The following is a 17294-nucleotide window of genomic DNA, read 5'->3' as shown; positions in this document are numbered from 1 at the left end:
ACTAGTCTGACGCGTGCTACTCAGCTGTAGAAGATGGGGTTGGTGGAGCGCTTACTAAGAAACAGTAAAAACAAACAGGTGAGACTTACTACCGGTAAACGCTTCAAAACCTGACAAACCCCATACACTCAATACTCACTGATTGCCCGGCTCTTCATCAGCCAACGAAAGATGCGACACATCTGGCACCACAGGCGGTGGCAGATCACGCTTAACGCCCAGATCGGTACCAGCCGGCGCCAGGCTCCAGTCATCCAGATGCTGGAACATGGGCTCTTCCGTTTTAACAGGCCTGGCCAGCGCAACACCGACAGGGTCCAGCCCCAGCGCAGAGCCGGCAAGAATATCGTCTACCTTGTCGCCCGCCACACGCAGGCGATCGCCCGGCTCAACTTTCAGACCACCGGCATCGGGTTCGGGACTGGCCACAACAGGCGCCCGGTCCGGCTTCTTGCTGACGGCCTGCGCGGCTGGCGCGGGTGCCGGTTTTGTTGGTGACTGGCTACCCGGCATGGGCTGAACATAGGCCACCATGCCATGCTTGTTCAGCACCGCCCGGTATTTTTCAGCTTGCTCTTGCTCCAGCTTGTTGCGGATCACCACCGGGCTGCCGCTGAACATACGCGCTATTTGCTCAACACTGGCTTTGAACAACGCGCGGGCATTATTCCGTGCCGTGGCCATATCCGTACCGGGGACACACTCACCCTTGAATACGAGCTGAAACATGGGGAACTCTCCTGCCGTCGATTTTTTTCATGATAGTTGAAAGGGCCCCACTAAGGCAGCCCAAAGCTGCTCGGCACCCGTTGACAATTGGCAAACACTGCAAACAATTGAAAAAAATCTGCCAAACACCGCGCAATAAGTGACAGCCTTTGCAATAATCGACCGACACAAAACATTACACTTGGTTACACCTGAGCCGGAACGCCTTTTTAGGGAGCTGCCTGCATGAACATCCAGAACCTGACCCGCGCTGCAGTCGTGGCAGCACTATGCTCTGCGCCAGCCATTCAAGCGGAGAATCTGGATATGGTTATGAGCCAGGTATTCCCCCAGGATCAGGCAACCTATATCGGTTATGAAAGTGTTGAGCGTGAAGACATTCCGGTTTCGTCAGCCATCGAGCGAAAATACCTGATTGTCGATTTTCGACTTGCCTCTGCTAAAACTGCATCAAAGCAGCTTCAGGCCAGCGTGCACAAGGTCTGCATGGCACTTTTGAAAGATCACGAGCTGATTCGCAACCTGTCTGATTCCGGCTACGACATGGTTTCTGTGGCTTTTGATCGCCGCTCCCAGTTCGATTGCCTGTAAGCAATGGCTGTCAGTCTTCCCGGCCCAGCAGTTTCGGAAATGCTTCAAGTGCACTGTTAACAGCATCCAGATTGAACGCCTCCACATCGGCCAGTAGTTTTTCACCGTAACGAGTCACCGACCGGGAGCGAAAACGCTGCCCCCATTCCAGTACGCGGCGGGCAAACTCCCGCATTTCTTCCGGGTCGCCGCTTTCGCGCACGAGTTCCCAGTCGTCACCAAAATCGGCGGTCAGCTGCTCTCTTAACCAACCCCGCTCCTGCATACTCAGAGTCTGGGCCAGCAACCGTTCAGACTCCCTGGTTTCGCCTTCGTCCTCTGCTTGCTCACCCGTCGCCAACACGTCAGGTAGCGTAAGTGTAAAAACAGAGCCCTCCTTCGGCACGCTTTCAACTTGTAACTCACCCCCCATCATTTGCGCCAGTTTACGGCTGATCGCAAGCCCAAGGCCTGTACCTCCGTAACGGCGGGTGTTTTGCCCCTCCTGCTGCTCAAACGCCTCAAAAATACGATCGCGCTGATCGGTGGCTATTCCGACACCGGAATCCTCTACCTTAACCGTTAACATATAACTCTGGTGCTCCGGGGCCTGATCCGTTGTCTCTTCTACCGGTTCTACGGTTGCCCGCACAGCGACACCGCCTTCATGGGTAAATTTAATGGCATTTCCCACAAGGTTGAACAACACCTGTCGAAAGCGGGTTTCATCCAGCATCATGGCAACGGGCATGTCTGATCCTACGCTCACCTCCAGGGTAATGCCCTGTTCCCGCGCCCGCAGATCAAAAATGTGGCGAACGTCATCAAGAAGCCGACGCACAGACACCGGCGAGTAATCCAGCCGCATCTTGCCCGCCTCAATACGTGAGAGGTCCAGAATGTCGTTGATCAGCATAAGCAAGCTGCGACTGCCCGCCCTGATAGCATCCAGATAATTTCGTTGCTGGGGGTCCGTCACACTGTTGCTTAAAAGATCGCTGTAGCCGATCACCGCGTTCATGGGCGTTCGAATTTCGTGAGACATATTGGCCAGGAATTCACTTTTCGTTCGGCTGGCCGCCTCTGCCTCCCGGGCCAGGCGCTCTGCTTCCAGCTTGGCGGCGCGGAGCTCGTCCTCGCTTCGGCGCAGGGCATTTTCAGAACGGATACGCTCGTCTACCTCCCGCGACAACTTCCGGTTCCAATACAAGAAGATAAGCACCACCACTATGGCGATCAGAACAACCCGCCGCACCACGGTGTAATCGGCTTTCTGTTCGATATCCAGGTGAATCCACCGGTTGTATATGGCCTCGGTTTCAGAGGCTTTCAGGCTACCCAGGGCTTTATTCAGTATACGGTGCAGTTCCGGGCGGTCTTTGCGAACCGCCAGCCGCAAATCATACTGGTAGGGTGTGATGCTGGTAATTCGCAGATTAGAGAGGCCAAATCTGGCCACGGTATAACTGACCGCAGGGATATGAGTTACCATTACATCCAGATCGCCATTAGACAGGGCCAGCAACCCCTCCTCGACGGTTGCTACCGGGTAGAGATCCAGATCCGGATGATTGATCAGCAGGTAATCGTGTGCGGCATGGCGGTTGACCGCACCCACGCGTTCGTTACGTAACTCCCGCAGGTCTCCTATAAAGCGCCCGTCGTCGCGAATGGCCAACGCAATGGGTACACTGACGTAAGCCCGGGTAAACAAAAACGACTCCTTTGTTCGCGGTGTGCGCGACAAACCGGGCAGAATATCCACCTCGCCGGAAATAAGTGCCTGCTCCGCAACCAGGCGATCTTCCAGGATATACTCGTTGAACGTTGCTCCGAGTTGATTCTCCAGGCGGGCAACAAGGTCAGGCACAAGACCAGTGGCGAGGCCGTCCTGTTCGTATTCAAACGGCGGCCAGTCAGAACGATAGGCAACTTTGAGGTCCGGATGGCGCTTGAGCCACTCAACATCAGACGCAGACAACTCCACTCCGTTTTTTTCCAGCGCCGAGAGGTCCACTTCGAGCCACGACTGCCGGATAACCCTGTGCTCATTATGGCTAATGGCCTCCACTGTCTGATCCAGAACCCGAAATAAAGACTCGCTGTCTTCATCAACCTGCAAAACAACATCTACCGATTTTTGCTCAAGCAATACCGACAGGCCAATACCGTCGATCATGGTCGACTTAAGATAGTCAGACACCACGGGCACTGCTCCAAGAAAGGCATCAGCCTGACCAGACAACACATGGCTTACCGCTTCACCCAGGCTCTGGACGGGAACTGGCGTAAAGCTTTCAACGGAATCAAGCATGGTGTACTGGTTGGGGTCGCCTTCCACAACGGCTATGCGGCGATTTTCCAGATCCGCCAGCGAACGAATAGTTGAGTCGCCCGCGCTGATGAACAAACCATAGGTAAGGGTCATCAATGAGTTGGTGTAGCGCGAGCCGGCCGGGGCAGGTGTGCCCGGTAGCCGGGTGGTCAGGAGAGCATCCGTTTCCGGCCGGTTGAGCACCGGCCCGGCACTGCCGCCCGAGCTGATAACCACAGGCTCGATAAGCAGGCCAAGCTTGTCAGACAGCCGGGTCAGGTAATCAATATACGTGCCTGCAAGGTGTCCGTTTCCTGTCTCGAAAACCAGCGGTGTCTGGTTTGCGCGCACACCAATTTTGAGCCCGTCCTGCTCGCTGACCCACTGCAAGTCATCGTTACCCAGTACCGGTGCCGGAGATACCTGGGGAGGGTCTGCCAGCGCGGTGGACTGGAACACGAGCAGAAGCCAGCATAATGTAAACAGAAACGTTGTTTTCAACGGACAGCCTCAGAAATGGCGCTATATTTTTCGATACAATCCCCGTACATAAGAGAAGCCCGCGCTAGCCTCCTGGCTGGCTGATTTTGACACAATTGCGGCCTTCCTCTTTTGCAATATAAAGCGCTCTGTCTGATCGCTCAAAAACCGACTCTTCGGTATCCTCAGGGGTAAAGGCGGCAAGGCCGGCGGAGAAGGTTATTGTGACTGGCTCGCCCCCAAAATGAAACGGCAGGGCACTGATGTGCAGTCTAAGCTTATCCATCACAGCTTGCGCGTCTACGGAGGGTGTTTCCGGAAACAGCAACACGAATTCCTCACCGCCGAAGCGGGCGACAAAATCAGTGGTGCGCAAACGACTTTTGAGTTCCTTGGCAACAAGCTGAAGTACCCGGTCACCGGCTTTGTGCCCATAGGAATCATTCACACGCTTGAAAAGATCAATATCCAGTACGCCAATCGTTAGCGGATACTGGTGACGCTTCCAGCGATTGAACTCAAACGCCAGACGCTCTTGCCACGCTTCACGGTTGGGCAACTGCGTAAGCAGGTCAGTCATGGCTCGTTCACGTTCCTTGCGAACCTGCCCCTGCATTTGTTCTGAGTGGGCCTCCATAATAGCCACTTTTTCCTGCATGGCCATCAATTGCTCAAACAACAGTTTCTCTCGCTCGGTTTCTTCAACCCGAAAGCGGCCAACCGCTTCGCCAATGCCCTCAAGGTGACTACTAACCGACTGCTTCAAGCCATGAATATCGTCGCTGGCTTCAATGTGTCGGCCAGCCTGCTCAATCTCATCACGAATGTTACGATCCAGGGTTTCTGCGGCGGCCTGGCGATCTGATTGCGCAGAGGACTGCACAGAAAAGTGTTCCTGCAGAACCTCAAGGCGCTCATCAAGGCGCTTTAGAAAGGCTTCGAACTCCCTTTGGCTGCGGGTTACAGCGGCAACAATCAAGTCTGCCACCTGGTTTAGCCCCTCCCGCAATTCATCCCAGTTATCGCTGGAGAGTAGCGCTGTTTGAAGATTTCTTGCGTGTGCCTCAGCGACAGACTCCAAAGACACCCGGCTAAGCAGTTGGCCTAAGAGATGACCAACCCGCCGGGCGATTCGAAGTCGCTGGCTGTTGGTGTCGTCAATATCGTCGCTGCCTGCCACCCCGGTGTCAGCAATTGCTCCAGCCACAGGCTCAGGCGCTATGTTTACCGAAGGGCCGGGTTGGTTGTCATGTTTGAGGGACGGCAGGTCGTCAAGGAGGGCGACCTGGTGATCAATCTGCCTCTGCAGCTCTCGCCAGGTCTTTACATCTATCTTTTTTTTTCGCAAATCGGATCGCACGCGCGCAAGCAGACGGTCCAGCTCTGGTGTCTGGCCTTCAGAGGCGAGACTGGTGCGTACCAGCATACGCTCCAGCGTATTGCGCTCGGCCTTCCACTGCTCTTGTTGCTGGTTTACAGTCTCAAGCTCCTGGACGTACTTTTCTTTCCAGGTTTGATCCGATGACATTACATGCTTCCTTCCTGTCCGGACTTCTGATCGCCATGGTTGCGGGCGTTACGTCGGCGCGCCCTGGGATGGCTCTGGTCATACACCCGGGCCAAATGCTGAAAATCAAGATGAGTATAGACCTGTGTGGTGGTTATGTCCGCATGGCCCAGCAATTCCTGAACCGCTCGCAAGTCACCACTGGATTCAAGCATATGGCTGGCAAACGAGTGTCGCAACATGTGCGGATGGAGCTTCTGATCGGCCCCTTTGACACCCCCCCAGCGACTTAGACGAGCCTGTATACTGCGATGGCTAAGACGATCGCCGCGCCGGCTTACGAACAGGGCTGCTTCGGCCTCCGGCGCCAGCTCTGCCCGAACCGGCATCCACTGGGCTATGGCGTCCAGCGCTTTGCGGCCTACGGGCAATATGCGTGTTTTCCCACCTTTACCAACTACCCGTGCCTCGCCGCTTTTGCGATCAACCGCTTCAAGATTCAGGCTGGCCAGTTCAGCCAAACGTAAGCCCGAAGAATACATTAGCTCAAACATGCACCTGTCCCGTATTTCCAATGGGTCGTCCGGCGAAGCATCCAGGAGGGAGTTAATCTGATCCACGTCGGCCACTCTGGGCAGGCGCCGACGGCTCTTTGGCGGGCGGATATCCAGGGCCGGGTTGTCAGTAGCCAGTCGCTCTCGTAACAGATACTGATAAAAACGCCGAATTGCCGACAGGTGCCGGGCAATGCTGCGGCCGCTTAACCCTTGGCGGCTGAGGTTTGCGACATAACGGCGCAGATCGTAGCCGTTAACGGCCCGCCAGTGAGCACTGCCCTGCTCCACAAGCCAAACGGCCAGCCTCTGGAGATCCTGCTGATAACTGTCACAGGTAAGGGAAGAATGGCGCTTTTCGGAGGCCAGATGCTGGATAAACTCGGTAATGCGCCCGTTCAACTCATCAGGTAACTGAGCCAGCGCGGGGGCAGCCGTCACGCTAACGAGACTCCGACGCAAGATCGGTTACCGGAAGGGCAGATGTATGGCGCCGAACCATAGGTGGCAAAAGCCTGCTGAGCGTGTCACTGATGTAGCTGAGAAACAATGAGCCCATGCTTTGATCAAAATAGCCTGGCTGGCAGCTGCCCACCGCAAACACACCGACCAGTTCATCGTGGCGCAAGGGTACCAAGGCCACCGACGCAATGGGGATGTCCCTGTCCGGGAACAAAAACTCCCGCTCGCTCTCGCGAAACTGACCACAGACGGCTTTACTGCCCTCAAGAAGATTACCAAGACGTTCCTGGGCCTCGGCCGGGCTCACAACATGCAATGCTCCTTGAGCACTGCCTGGTACTTCTGCGTCGGTAAACAGGATCACCGAGGCAGCATCAAGCCCAAAGTCGCCACGAATGCTGTCATCAATGGTAGACGCCATATCAACCAGGTTGCGCGCTTCAATAACCTGCATCAGCAAGCGTTTGCTCTTTTCAAACAGACGATCATTGTGGCGAGCGATAGAAACCAGTTCCACCAATTCGTGGCGCAGAGTGTCCCTTTGTTCGCGGAACAGATGTACCTGGCGTTCCACCAGAGAAATTGCCCGGCCGCTGTCATGGGGTAGGGTCAAACTGCGCAGAAGTTCATCCTGACCGATAAAAAAGTCAGGATTATTCTTCAGGTACTCAGCTACCTCTTCACGGGTGAGCTCCTCGGCCTTCTGGTGGGCCGTTTGGTCTGTCATCGTGCTCTCCTGGCTGTCAGATCCGTTGTTTGTGAGGGCGGCTGGGCTTTCGGCGCCGGCTACCACTTGAACCACCTGGCAGTCTTAACTGCCCCTCAAATACACTTGTGGCAGGGCCTTCCATCATAACAGGGGCCCCTTCGCCCTGCCATTCAACGACTAACCGCCCACCACGCAACTCTACCACTACGGGGCTTTCCAGAAGGCCCTGCAGGCACCCTGCAACAACGGCCGCACAGGCGCCACTTCCACAGGCGAGTGTTTCGCCGGAACCACGCTCATACACTCTCAAACGCGCATGGCTTCGGCTGACAATCTGCAAAAAACCCACGTTGGCCCGTGACGGAAATCGCGGGTGGTTTTCCAGGCGCGGCCCAAGCTCCGACACCGGCGCGGACTCTACATCATCCACCACAACAACGGCGTGGGGATTGCCCATAGAAACAGCGCTAAGCTCCACTGTTTCTGCGCCCATTTCCACGGTGTAGGCCTTTTTTCGGCATTCTGCAGCAAAGGGAATAGCAGGCGGGTTCAGCTCAGGCACTCCCATATTCACCACCACCATGCCATCTTTGAGAAGCCTTAACTCAATAACACCACGGGCCGTCTGGACACGTATAACCTTTTTATTGGTTAGGCGTTGGTCCCGAACAAACTTTGCAAAGCACCGGGCGCCGTTACCACACTGTTCAACTTCGGAACCATCGGCATTGAATATCCGGTAGCGAAAATCCACATCAGGTAACCCTGGGGGCTCCACAACCAGCAACTGGTCAAAGCCGATACCCACATTGCGATCTGCCAGTTCGCGAATTATGTCCGGGCGCAGCCGAAACGGCTGACTGATGGCGTCGATCACCATAAAGTCATTACCCAGTCCATGCATCTTGGTAAATCGCAGCAAAGGCCCCTGATTGCGTCGCGGCTGGCTCATGTCCTGGTCGTCAGTCATTCCGGCAAGCAGTTTTCTGGTGCGAGCTGATCCTCAATCGTCTCGCGATGGCGAACAATGTGAACCTGCTCGCCATCCACCATCAGTTCCGGCGGGCGGTTGCGGGTGTTGTAGTTGGAGCTCATGACAAAACCATAGGCCCCCGCAGAGCGCACCGCCAGAAGGTCTCCTGCCTTAAGCTGGAGTGGCCGGTCCTTGCCCAGGAAGTCTCCGGTTTCGCAGACCGGTCCAACCAGATCCCAGTTCTTTTCTTCCGCATCCTGGTGAGGCTGCACCGGAACAATAGCCTGCCAGGCACTGTATAGCGCCGGGCGAATCAAATCGTTCATAGCGGCATCAATAATGGCAAAGTTACGATGCTCGGTGCACTTCAGGAATTCAACCCGGGTAACCAGTATGCCGGCGTTGGCCGCGATGGAGCGACCAGGCTCAAGAACCAATTCCAGATCCCGGTCGCCAATACGCTCATCCAGCGCCCTGACGTACTCAGACGGCTCAGGTGGCTGTTCATTATGGTAGGTAACACCCAGGCCGCCACCCATATCAAGGTGCCGTATATTGATACCGTTATCAGCCAGCGCATCAACCAATTCCAATACGCGATCGAGAGCATCCAGGAACGGAGAAACCGTTGTAAGCTGCGAACCAATGTGGCAATCCACACCTTTAATCTCCAGGTTTGGCAAAGTTGCAGCCCGGGTATAAACAGCCAGAGCTTCCGCTATATCAATGCCAAACTTGTTTTCTTTCAGGCCGGTAGAAATATAAGGATGGGTTCCTGCGTCTACATCCGGATTCACACGCAGGGACACCGGGGCTACAACACCCAGCTCGCCGGCCACCGCGCTAAGCCTGTCCAGCTCGGTGTCAGACTCCACGTTGAAGCAACGCACACCCGCTTCCAGAGCCCGGCGCATTTCCCATTCCTGCTTGCCCACACCCGAAAACACAACCTTGCCAGGATCGCCGCCGGCACGCAGAACTCGTTCAAGCTCCCCGGCAGAGACTATGTCAAAGCCGGCTCCCAGGCGCGCCAGCACGTTCAGCACAGCCAGGTTACTGTTAGCTTTCACGGCATAACACACGAGGTGCGCGCGATCTTTCAGGGCGTCGTCGTAAGCCTTGTAATGACGCTCGAGCGTGGCGCGGGAATACACGTAGGCTGGCGTACCGAAGCGTTCAACAATTGAAGAGACAGGCACATCTTCAGCATACAGCTCGGCGTTACGGTAATTAAAATGATCCATTTGGTTCCTGATTCGTTTGGCAGTGACTGGTATAGGCAGGACTATCCGGCATTCGAGTCGCTGTCGTCCGGGCGCTCATTTTGCATTCCGGCGCTGGCAGCCTCTTCGACAGGCGCAGATGATGGTTCGGGGTTCTCCCGGTACAGAGGCCCTTTTTGACCACAGCCATCAAGTGCCGCCGCCACAACCAGAATCACCATCGGCAATGTCCACGCGCGCATGCTCGTCACCCCTGAGTTTATATTGGCGAAAGTATACCTGACCTGCGCCCTGCGCGGCGAGGCCAGAGGATTATTGAAACGCTTCCAGTTCACGGTTCAGTGCTGTTTCGAGAACCGAACGGTAATAAAGGTACTGAGTGGTCTGTATATCTTGCTGATACACCCTGGGATCCAGATCGTGAGGCAAATGCACATCCGTAAGATAAACAGGGTAGCGATCACCGCTCTGGCGCAGCGAATAAATGTAGTGAGCCACAGCCGGGATCAACTGATCACCGTATTGCAGCACGGTAAATTCCTGCTCACCACAGTAAAGATCAAAGCGCACCCGGTCATCACCTTCCTGCACGCCTACAGCTTGCACCTCAAGCCCTGGCAGGGCAGCTCCGGTTTCGGCTTGAGGCCGGTATTCCGGACGCCAAAACCCATCGCTCGCAATCAGCTCGTAACAGCGCACGCCGGCATATGCCACCGGCATTTCACTGTAGCGCAAGGTTCGTCGCTCAATCAGATTCTCCAGAAAACGTAACAGTGGAGTCAGCATATAGCGTCGGCGGCCGGCGAGTTGGCTCCACCCGAATAATGAACCTCGCTCATCAATCACCCGGATCTGCAATCGCTCGCCACGCACCCGATAAAATACCTGAACGCTATTTGGCTCGCTGGCCCTGCACGCTGCAAGCATAGCCGGGTCATCCAGCAGGGCATAACGATCAAAAACGATAGGCAGGTACTCTTCTCGTGGCTGTGCCAGGCATTCCATCAGAGCCGCACGGCTTTCCAGAACAAGGAAACCAGGCTCAGTACCATTGAATTCCAGCAAAAAATACCGGCGATCCATTTCAATAACGTAGCGCACAGGGTGTGGGCCAGTACCCCCCGCAAAAAACTGGCGCAACACATCTCCAAACAGCTCCCGCACACGCCTGGCGATAGCGCTGCCATGCCCCCTATTGTGACTGTGTACCGCAACACCGGGAATAGCTCGGGGATCCAGCGCAACCGAGGCCAGCACGTTCTTCAGGCACTGAATTAACGTGTCTCCCGATGCATAGTGCTGAAGACTCACCTCGTGCCAGGTGTTCAAGGTGATCTGATCAATGGTCACAACCAGATTTTCACGCCCGCCGCTGAAACCCAGCGAATCATGCCGCGCGCTAAGCTTATGCAAGCCTCGCTCAGCGAGGTGAGGTTGTGGATCCACTCCCACATTGATCAGCAGAAGGTTACGTAAGGGGCGAACGCCACGGGCAAGTGCCTCACGCTCTGCCGGTTCTACAGGAAACGGCGCAAAACCCACCAGAGCATTCAGCATTTCCCGCAATTCGCTGATCGAGGCTACACCTTGCCCTGAGCGCACATTGAGGCGGGTGGTACGGGTAAGCAACCCATTGCAATAACACCACACAACCAGTTCAGCGAGGTTGCCAGCACGCCGGATAACCGGCTGCCAGAACGCATCAGAAGGATCTTCCAAATCCCGGTACAGCAACCAGCCATCTCCCGCCTCACCCTGTTCCGATTGGTGGTGAAACGCCAGATTCTCCTCTGCCAGCGAGGGCGCCAGCCCGGGATTAACCTGTTCAACTTTACCGGCCTTGCGCTGAAAAGCTGCATAGAGCTTACGGCCTAGCAGGTTGATATCGTTCGCGTTGATTGCCGACTGCCCGCCATGATCCCGAGCCATTTTTGAAAGTAGCCGGTAGCTATGGGTCAGCTCCGATACAATCATTCGGCGCAATGAAGATACCTCTTCCACGCGCCAGAGATGTCGGTTGTCCAATGCTTCAATGTGCTTTTCCTGCCAATCCCAACCAGCCACAAGACTTCTGAGCAGGCGAACTCTCCAGGGCTCCTTGCCACCAGTGGTCACACCCGCGCGAGACAGTGGCAGGCCAGCTTTGATATACAAGCTGCGGCGCACCAGATCCAGCCTGGTTTTGGCCTCGGCTTCTGTTAGCCATTGCTCCAGTCGCTGATAAAGCAATACATAAGGATCCAGAATATCCGCATCCGTCACACCACTGAACACCGCCTGCTTGAACACACGTGATAAGACTGGCTGCTCCTGAGTCTGTGCATAACACTCCACAAGCAAAAGTTTCAGAATAGATTTCCAGGGAGCTTCAATCCCCTTGTAGAGCTGCCACACACCTGCCCCGAGAAATTCTATGGCCGTTATGGCAGGTACTGCGCCAAAATCAATGTATTCGTCGGCTCGAATAAACCGATAATCGACAAGCCTGTTCACGCATTCCTGGTATCGCCCTTCCTGCTCTGATGGAATAAGCCACCACAGTGGGTAGCAGCCACCCAGATGAATTCCGGTGCGATAAAACTCATCCAGAAGCAGATAGTGTTGTGCGCTGCCGCAGTTCTCGCCCTTCACTTCTGCGTGCTGGCGCCCATCTCGCCAATCGGCTGCTGAGAACACAAACACGTGCAGTTCAATGCCAAAAGAAGCGGCCCACTCCGTCAGCTTTTCAGCCTTGCGCTCAAGACTCCGAATGCCCGGCTTCTCAAGGTCGTCTCTATGGATCAGCCAAACATCTAAATCACTGGTTACTGAATGCCCCACTGTGCCAGGACTGCCCATTAAAAACAGGGCCTCTAAATCGGCCCGGCGCTTGCCTTCGTCCCGCAGGCTGAAGGTGCGGGCCAAACGACGCGCAGCGCTTACAGTTGCTGTATCAGGGCGATAATGGCTTAAACCATAAGGGCAGCTGGCGTCCAGGTAGCCGGGCAAAGCCGGGTGATTGGTATGAAACACCAACGGCAGTATTGCCAATACTCCCTGCTGCCGATAGGTAAGCGACGAGTGCGCCCTCTCCCAACGCTGGCGATTAACCACGAGAAACCTTTCCCGCAGACGACGCAGGGTTTTTCGGTCAATGCCCTCTTCAAAATCCAGGACAATCGGTGGGGCGTGAGCAATCAAGGCAGCTCCAGGGGAGAGGTTCTTTCCGGTTTAATTATCAGTATGATGAACTCATCGTGGCAAAACCGTCCGAAGAATAACAGCGGTCTATGCTTCAGAAAACCCGAGGTCCTGCCCAGTGAAAGAGTTTGTCATACAGCGTTATCGTGCCGAGGTATCCGCTGGCACCGGCCGCCAAACCCTGTTGCGTATTGACGACGACGGCAAGGTGTTATTCGCTGACAACAATGCTGAGGCTGTGCTCGGATACGACGCCAACGAGCTTCTGGGCAATATGGTACACCAGGTTCTGGCATCAAGAGAGGACGATCCCTTCGCGCCCGCGAACCGCCACCGCATAGAGAGTGGCGAAAACGTGCTGGTAACCTTCCGACATAAAGAAGGTTTTTTCTACACCGCCTGTCTTTCACTGCGCGTCAGTATGCGTGATTCAGACGAAGCAGCCAGCGCCCGAATCATTCAGCAGGAGAGCTCCGCCATAGACCCGCGCCTGCTGCGCTTCGCAGAGAGCGCCGCAGATTTTGGCGTGTGGGAGTTGGACATTGTCAGCAACCAAATTACCTGGACGGAGGGGCTGTACCGGCTGCTTGGCCTGAAACCGGGCACAGACATTAAACCCGAACAGGCACTGTTCTACTGCCAGAGTGGTCAAGGGCGTATCCGGGCGCTATTTCGCAGGTGTGCACATACAGGCGCGCCCTTCACAATTGAACTGAACCTGCTTACAGCGCAACATCATAAGGTTCGCGCAACTCTGAATGGTCGCGCCTTTAAAGCAGGCGGCAGGGTACGTAAGCTCGGCGGCACCCTGGTTAACCGCACCAACGAAATGCAGCGCGACCTGGCCCGAATACAGGCGGAAAAAATCCTGAGTGCCACCACCGCGGCAAGCCCGGGGCTGATAGCCGCCGTGGACAAAAACCTCAACCTGCTTCACTTCAATATGCCTTACGCCAGACTGTTCGCCGGTATTTTCGGCGCCACGCTTCAGGTAGGCGACAACCTTGGCCAGTTACTGGAAAAGCACCCAAACGAGCGGCATCTGGCGGAACAGCTTTGGCGGCGAGCCTTTGAGCAGGACAGTTTCGTGGTGGACATGCCCATCACCCAGCAAAGCGGCGAATGGCCGGTGTATGAGTTCCATTACCAGCGCCTGACTGATGGCAAGAGCGAAACCACAGGCGCGGTCGTTGTTGCCAGTGATATCAGCAACCGCGCCAGCAACACAGGCGACAGCGAATACCGCTACCGGCACGATCCGGTGACCGGTCTAACCAACCGGAGGGAATTCACGGCCCGGCTGCAACGCACCATGGAAGAAAAGGAAGAAACAGCAGCCAGCAGCGGTCTTTTATATTTGAATCTGGATGCCTTCGGGGACTTCAACGCTATCGCGGGTAACGGTGCATGCGACCGTTATCTCAGGGAACTGGCCAGCAGTCTCGAAATTCGAAGCAGACCCCAGGACACGGTATCCCGGCTTTCCGGTGACACCTTCGCCCTACTTATTGAAAGCTGCACGGAAACCGACGCCCGCAAGCTCGCAGACGATATTCTCGACCTGATTCGCAGCTTCGTTTTTGAATGGCAAGGGCATCAGTTGCAAACCACTGCCAGTGGCGGCCTGCTTATTATGAGCACACACACGCCCGCCAATCCCGAGCAACTACTGTGCCAGGCCTCAGACCTGTGCCACGGTGCAAAAACATCCGGACGCAACCGGATCCATACCGCTCATGCCGCTACCCCTAAAACAGACGACAGCATCAGCAATGAATACGTTGACCAAATTCGCAAAGCGCTGGACCAACAAGCGCTGACACTTGAGTTTCAAGCGTTAAAGCCAGTCGCCAGTGTCGCCTGGGGCGATCATATCGAAATCCTCACCCGCATTCCCGGCAAAGGTGAGCATGAACAATGGCTGCAGCCGGAGCAGTTTCTTGCGGTCGCCGAGCGATTTGGTTTGGCTAAACGTTTAGACCGACAGGTGATACTGCAAACCCTCACCTGGCTGGGTGACTACCCATTGCTGGAACCGAGGCTGAAGTACTGTGGCTTTAACCTGTCGCTGGCCAGCGTGCTGGACGATACCTTTGCCGATTTTATGGCGTCTGTGCTCAGAGTTTCCAACTACCCGGCAGAATGCTTTTGTCTGGAGATTCACGAAGCCCACGCCACTCAGTACCCGGATGAGGTCGCTGTTTTGTGTGATGCCCTGCACCACATTGGCTGCCGCATTGCGCTTGATGGCGCCGGCGCGTCGGTAGAAAGTTACCGCCTTGCAGCAAAACTGCCAGTAGATGTCATCAAACTGGATCGCAGCCTGATGCTAAGACTGGGAGACGATCCGGTTCAGCAAATTATGGTGGAAGCGTTACACAGGATTGCACAGGATTCGGGGAGAACAACCGTCGCGACCTTTATTGAGAGTGACGACATTCTCAGAAAAGTCCGAACGCTGGGCATTCACTACGGCCAGGGATTCAGGCTAAGCTCACCCAAACCCCTGGCTGAACTGGCGCCGGTGGCCGTAGACCTTGCCACCGGAAGGATTGGTGGTTCAGCCCAGTAGCTTACGCGCCCGGGCCACTGCCGCCCGAACCTGAACCGGCGCCGTGCCCCCAAGGTGATCACGAGCCTGAACCGAGCCTTCCAGCGTTAGCACATCAAACACGTCTGCGCCGATGGTGTCGGAGAAGCCCGCCAACTCTTCCAGGGTCATATCAGAAAGATCCCGCTCTTGCGCAACACCATAGGCAACGGCTTTGCCAACCACTTCGTGGGCATCCCGGAAAGGCATGCCTTTTTTGACCAGATAATCGGCCAAATCCGTTGCTGTTGAGAACCCGCGCTTGGCAGCAATTCGCATGTTGTCTGCCTTCGCCTCAATGGCCGGGATCATATCGGCGTAGGCTTTGAGGCACCCCTTGATAGTATCCACCGTATCGAACAAAGGCTCTTTGTCTTCCTGATTGTCCTTGTTATACGCCAACGGCTGGCTTTTCATTAAGGTGAGCAGGCTGATCAGGTGACCATTTACCCGGCCGGTCTTGCCACGAACAAGCTCAGGCACATCCGGATTCTTCTTCTGGGGCATGATGGATGACCCTGTGCAGAAACGGTCTGGCAGATCAATAAAATCGAACTGTGCCGAGGTCCAAAGCACCAACTCTTCGCTGAAGCGGGACAGGTGAGTCATCAACAGGGACGCAAAGCTGCAGAATTCAATGGCAAAATCCCGGTCACTGACCGAATCCAGAGAGTTCTCTGAGGCGCGGTCAAAACCCAGTAGCCGAGCCGTCATGGCCCGATCAATTGGGTAGGTTGTGCCGGCAAGAGCCGCTGCCCCCAAAGGCATAACGTTCACTCGCTTACGGCAATCCTGCAGGCGCTCACCATCGCGCACCAGCATTTCATACCAGGCAAGCAAGTGATGCCCGAAGGTAACAGGCTGCGCTGTTTGCAGGTGGGTAAAGCCGGGCATAATGGTGTCGGCTTCACGCTCGGCCAGCCCCAGAAGACCGGTTTGCAGTCGCCGAAGTTCTTCCGCAATCACGTCAATTTCATCACGCAAATACAGACGGATATCTGTCGCCACCTGGTCATTACGGCTGCGCCCTGTGTGCAGCTTCTTGCCGGTAATGCCAATACGGTTGGTGAGTTGTGCCTCTATATTCATGTGCACATCTTCAAGGCTTACAGACCACTCAAAACGACCTGCTTCGATATCCTCTTTCACTCCTTTCAAACCTTCAATAATACTGTCACGTTCGTTTTCCGTCAGAACACCCACCTCTGCAAGCATGGTCGCATGGGCGATAGAACCGGTAATATCGTGGTGATACAGGCGCTGATCAAACCCTACGGATGCGGTAAAACGTTCTACAAACGCGTCGGTCGGCTCGCTGAAGCGTCCGCCCCAGGGTTTTTCGGAGGCTGTGGCCTGGTCAGGTTTTTTCTGATCCGTCATGTATTTAGTACTCCAGTAACATGTAACATTTTCTCAAGTGCCTGTTTTTACGAGAAATCAATAAAGTGACACTTTTTGGTGTTTTCCGAGTAATTTTGAGCTCATTGTAACCTTTCAAGATTCAGGAATCGCGTTGAATGTTGCGGGAACGGCAGGAGGTTGCCAGACAACTTATAGGTGGCTGTTCATACTCGGCAGGGGGAAAATTCTACGAGAGCTTAAACGCGTTCGTAAGGGTCGCAAAGCGGACATTCAGATTTCGGAATAACGCTTGCAGCATGCGTGCCTACGAAATGGAGCCGAAGGCGCAATGTAGTAGGCGTCGCTGTGCCTGCACTTGTTAGGCAATGGTTCCACCGCTCACCAAACTTATATTATTGGCTTAAGTCAGTTCCATCGTCTAGCCGCTGTGCAACTTCCTTATAAGATTCAGAGCAAGATCTGAGGACATCAACATCATTTACAGAAAGCCTGAAATTATGAGCATCTGACTCAATATCGATCAACATTTGTCCCAGACAATATAAAAAGAAACTCGCACCATCGAACGCCTCATTCCTATAACTGGTACCTGAATCCGTGACTTCACACGGCCTAATTCAACCCCCAGACCTGCAACCGCA

12 protein-coding genes are annotated in these 17294 nt (G+C 55.0%); 2 read left to right on the top strand and 10 right to left on the bottom strand.

The window, feature by feature from the left end:
* Positions 1-135: 135 nt before the first annotated feature.
* Entirely contained in the window at positions 136-729 is a 594-nt protein-coding gene (locus ACTHYN_RS14900) for a hypothetical protein (RefSeq protein WP_441813203.1), read from the bottom strand.
* A 225-nt stretch (positions 730-954) separates the two neighbouring features.
* Between ACTHYN_RS14900 and ACTHYN_RS14895 the strand changes: the two genes are divergently transcribed.
* Positions 955-1320 (top strand): hypothetical protein, encoded by a 366-nt coding sequence (locus tag ACTHYN_RS14895; protein WP_441813202.1) that lies wholly within the window; start codon positions 955-957, stop codon positions 1318-1320.
* Between the two features lie 10 nt (positions 1321-1330).
* Here ACTHYN_RS14895 and ACTHYN_RS14890 read toward each other — a convergent pair whose 3' ends face one another.
* The 8 genes from ACTHYN_RS14890 to ACTHYN_RS14855 form a co-directional block, all read right to left on the bottom strand.
* On the bottom strand, positions 1331-4114 hold the full coding sequence (locus ACTHYN_RS14890; protein WP_441813201.1) for an ATP-binding protein: 2784 nt from the start codon (positions 4112-4114) through the stop codon (positions 1331-1333).
* Positions 4115-4178: 64 nt separating this feature from the next.
* Entirely contained in the window at positions 4179-5621 is a 1443-nt protein-coding gene (locus tag ACTHYN_RS14885; protein WP_441813200.1) for a diguanylate cyclase, read from the bottom strand.
* Positions 5621-6556, bottom strand: a complete 936-nt coding sequence (gene xerC, locus ACTHYN_RS14880) for a tyrosine recombinase XerC (RefSeq protein ID WP_441813205.1) — start codon at positions 6554-6556, stop codon at positions 5621-5623. The genes ACTHYN_RS14885 and xerC overlap by 1 nt, the downstream gene beginning before the upstream one ends.
* A gap of 40 nt (positions 6557-6596) precedes the next feature.
* On the bottom strand, positions 6597-7343 hold the full coding sequence (locus ACTHYN_RS14875) for a DUF484 family protein (RefSeq protein ID WP_441813199.1): 747 nt from the start codon (positions 7341-7343) through the stop codon (positions 6597-6599).
* Between the two features lie 16 nt (positions 7344-7359).
* A complete protein-coding gene (gene dapF, locus ACTHYN_RS14870) occupies positions 7360-8277 on the bottom strand; it encodes a diaminopimelate epimerase (protein WP_441813204.1) in 918 nt (305 codons plus the stop codon).
* Positions 8278-8291: 14 nt separating this feature from the next.
* The gene (gene lysA, locus ACTHYN_RS14865; RefSeq protein ID WP_441813198.1) at positions 8292-9542 is read right to left on the bottom strand and encodes a diaminopimelate decarboxylase; all 1251 of its coding nucleotides are present in this window, start codon (positions 9540-9542) and stop codon (positions 8292-8294) included.
* Positions 9543-9583: 41 nt separating this feature from the next.
* Complete coding sequence (gene lptM, locus ACTHYN_RS14860; RefSeq protein WP_441813197.1) at positions 9584-9763, bottom strand: LPS translocon maturation chaperone LptM; 180 nt, start codon at positions 9761-9763, stop codon at positions 9584-9586.
* Positions 9764-9833: 70 nt separating this feature from the next.
* The gene (locus ACTHYN_RS14855; RefSeq protein ID WP_441813196.1) at positions 9834-12701 is read right to left on the bottom strand and encodes a class I adenylate cyclase; all 2868 of its coding nucleotides are present in this window, start codon (positions 12699-12701) and stop codon (positions 9834-9836) included.
* 118 nt (positions 12702-12819) lie between these two features.
* On the opposite strand from ACTHYN_RS14855, the gene ACTHYN_RS14850 reads away from it, so the two are divergent.
* A complete protein-coding gene (locus ACTHYN_RS14850; protein ID WP_441813195.1) occupies positions 12820-15273 on the top strand; it encodes an EAL domain-containing protein in 2454 nt (817 codons plus the stop codon).
* Here the strand turns inward: ACTHYN_RS14850 and argH are convergent.
* Complete coding sequence (gene argH, locus ACTHYN_RS14845) at positions 15262-16671, bottom strand: argininosuccinate lyase (protein WP_441813194.1); 1410 nt, start codon at positions 16669-16671, stop codon at positions 15262-15264. The two genes, ACTHYN_RS14850 and argH, sit on opposite strands and share 12 nt — an antisense overlap.
* Positions 16672-17294 lie beyond the last annotated feature (623 nt).

The sequence above is a fragment of the Marinobacter sp. genome, assembly GCF_052091845.1.
In the GTDB taxonomy this organism is placed as follows: domain Bacteria; phylum Pseudomonadota; class Gammaproteobacteria; order Pseudomonadales; family Oleiphilaceae; genus Marinobacter.
The sequence above is the reverse complement of the archived record's forward strand: the minus strand, read 5'-3'. Positions and strand labels throughout refer to the sequence as shown.

What these genes read in the sequence shown, in the direction of transcription:
- ACTHYN_RS14900 (WP_441813203.1), bottom strand. Translation starts at nt 729, where the DNA reads ATGTTTCAGCTCGTATTCAAGGGTGAGTGTGTCCCCGGTACGGATATG.
- ACTHYN_RS14895 (WP_441813202.1), top strand. Translation starts at nt 955, where the DNA reads ATGAACATCCAGAACCTGACCCGCGCTGCAGTCGTGGCAGCACTATGC.
- ACTHYN_RS14885 (WP_441813200.1), bottom strand. Translation starts at nt 5,621, where the DNA reads ATGTCATCGGATCAAACCTGGAAAGAAAAGTACGTCCAGGAGCTTGAG.
- ACTHYN_RS14875 (WP_441813199.1), bottom strand. Translation starts at nt 7,343, where the DNA reads ATGACAGACCAAACGGCCCACCAGAAGGCCGAGGAGCTCACCCGTGAA.
- dapF (WP_441813204.1), bottom strand. Translation starts at nt 8,277, where the DNA reads ATGAGCCAGCCGCGACGCAATCAGGGGCCTTTGCTGCGATTTACCAAG.
- lysA (WP_441813198.1), bottom strand. Translation starts at nt 9,542, where the DNA reads ATGGATCATTTTAATTACCGTAACGCCGAGCTGTATGCTGAAGATGTG.
- lptM (WP_441813197.1), bottom strand. Translation starts at nt 9,763, where the DNA reads ATGCGCGCGTGGACATTGCCGATGGTGATTCTGGTTGTGGCGGCGGCA.
- argH (WP_441813194.1), bottom strand. Translation starts at nt 16,671, where the DNA reads ATGACGGATCAGAAAAAACCTGACCAGGCCACAGCCTCCGAAAAACCC.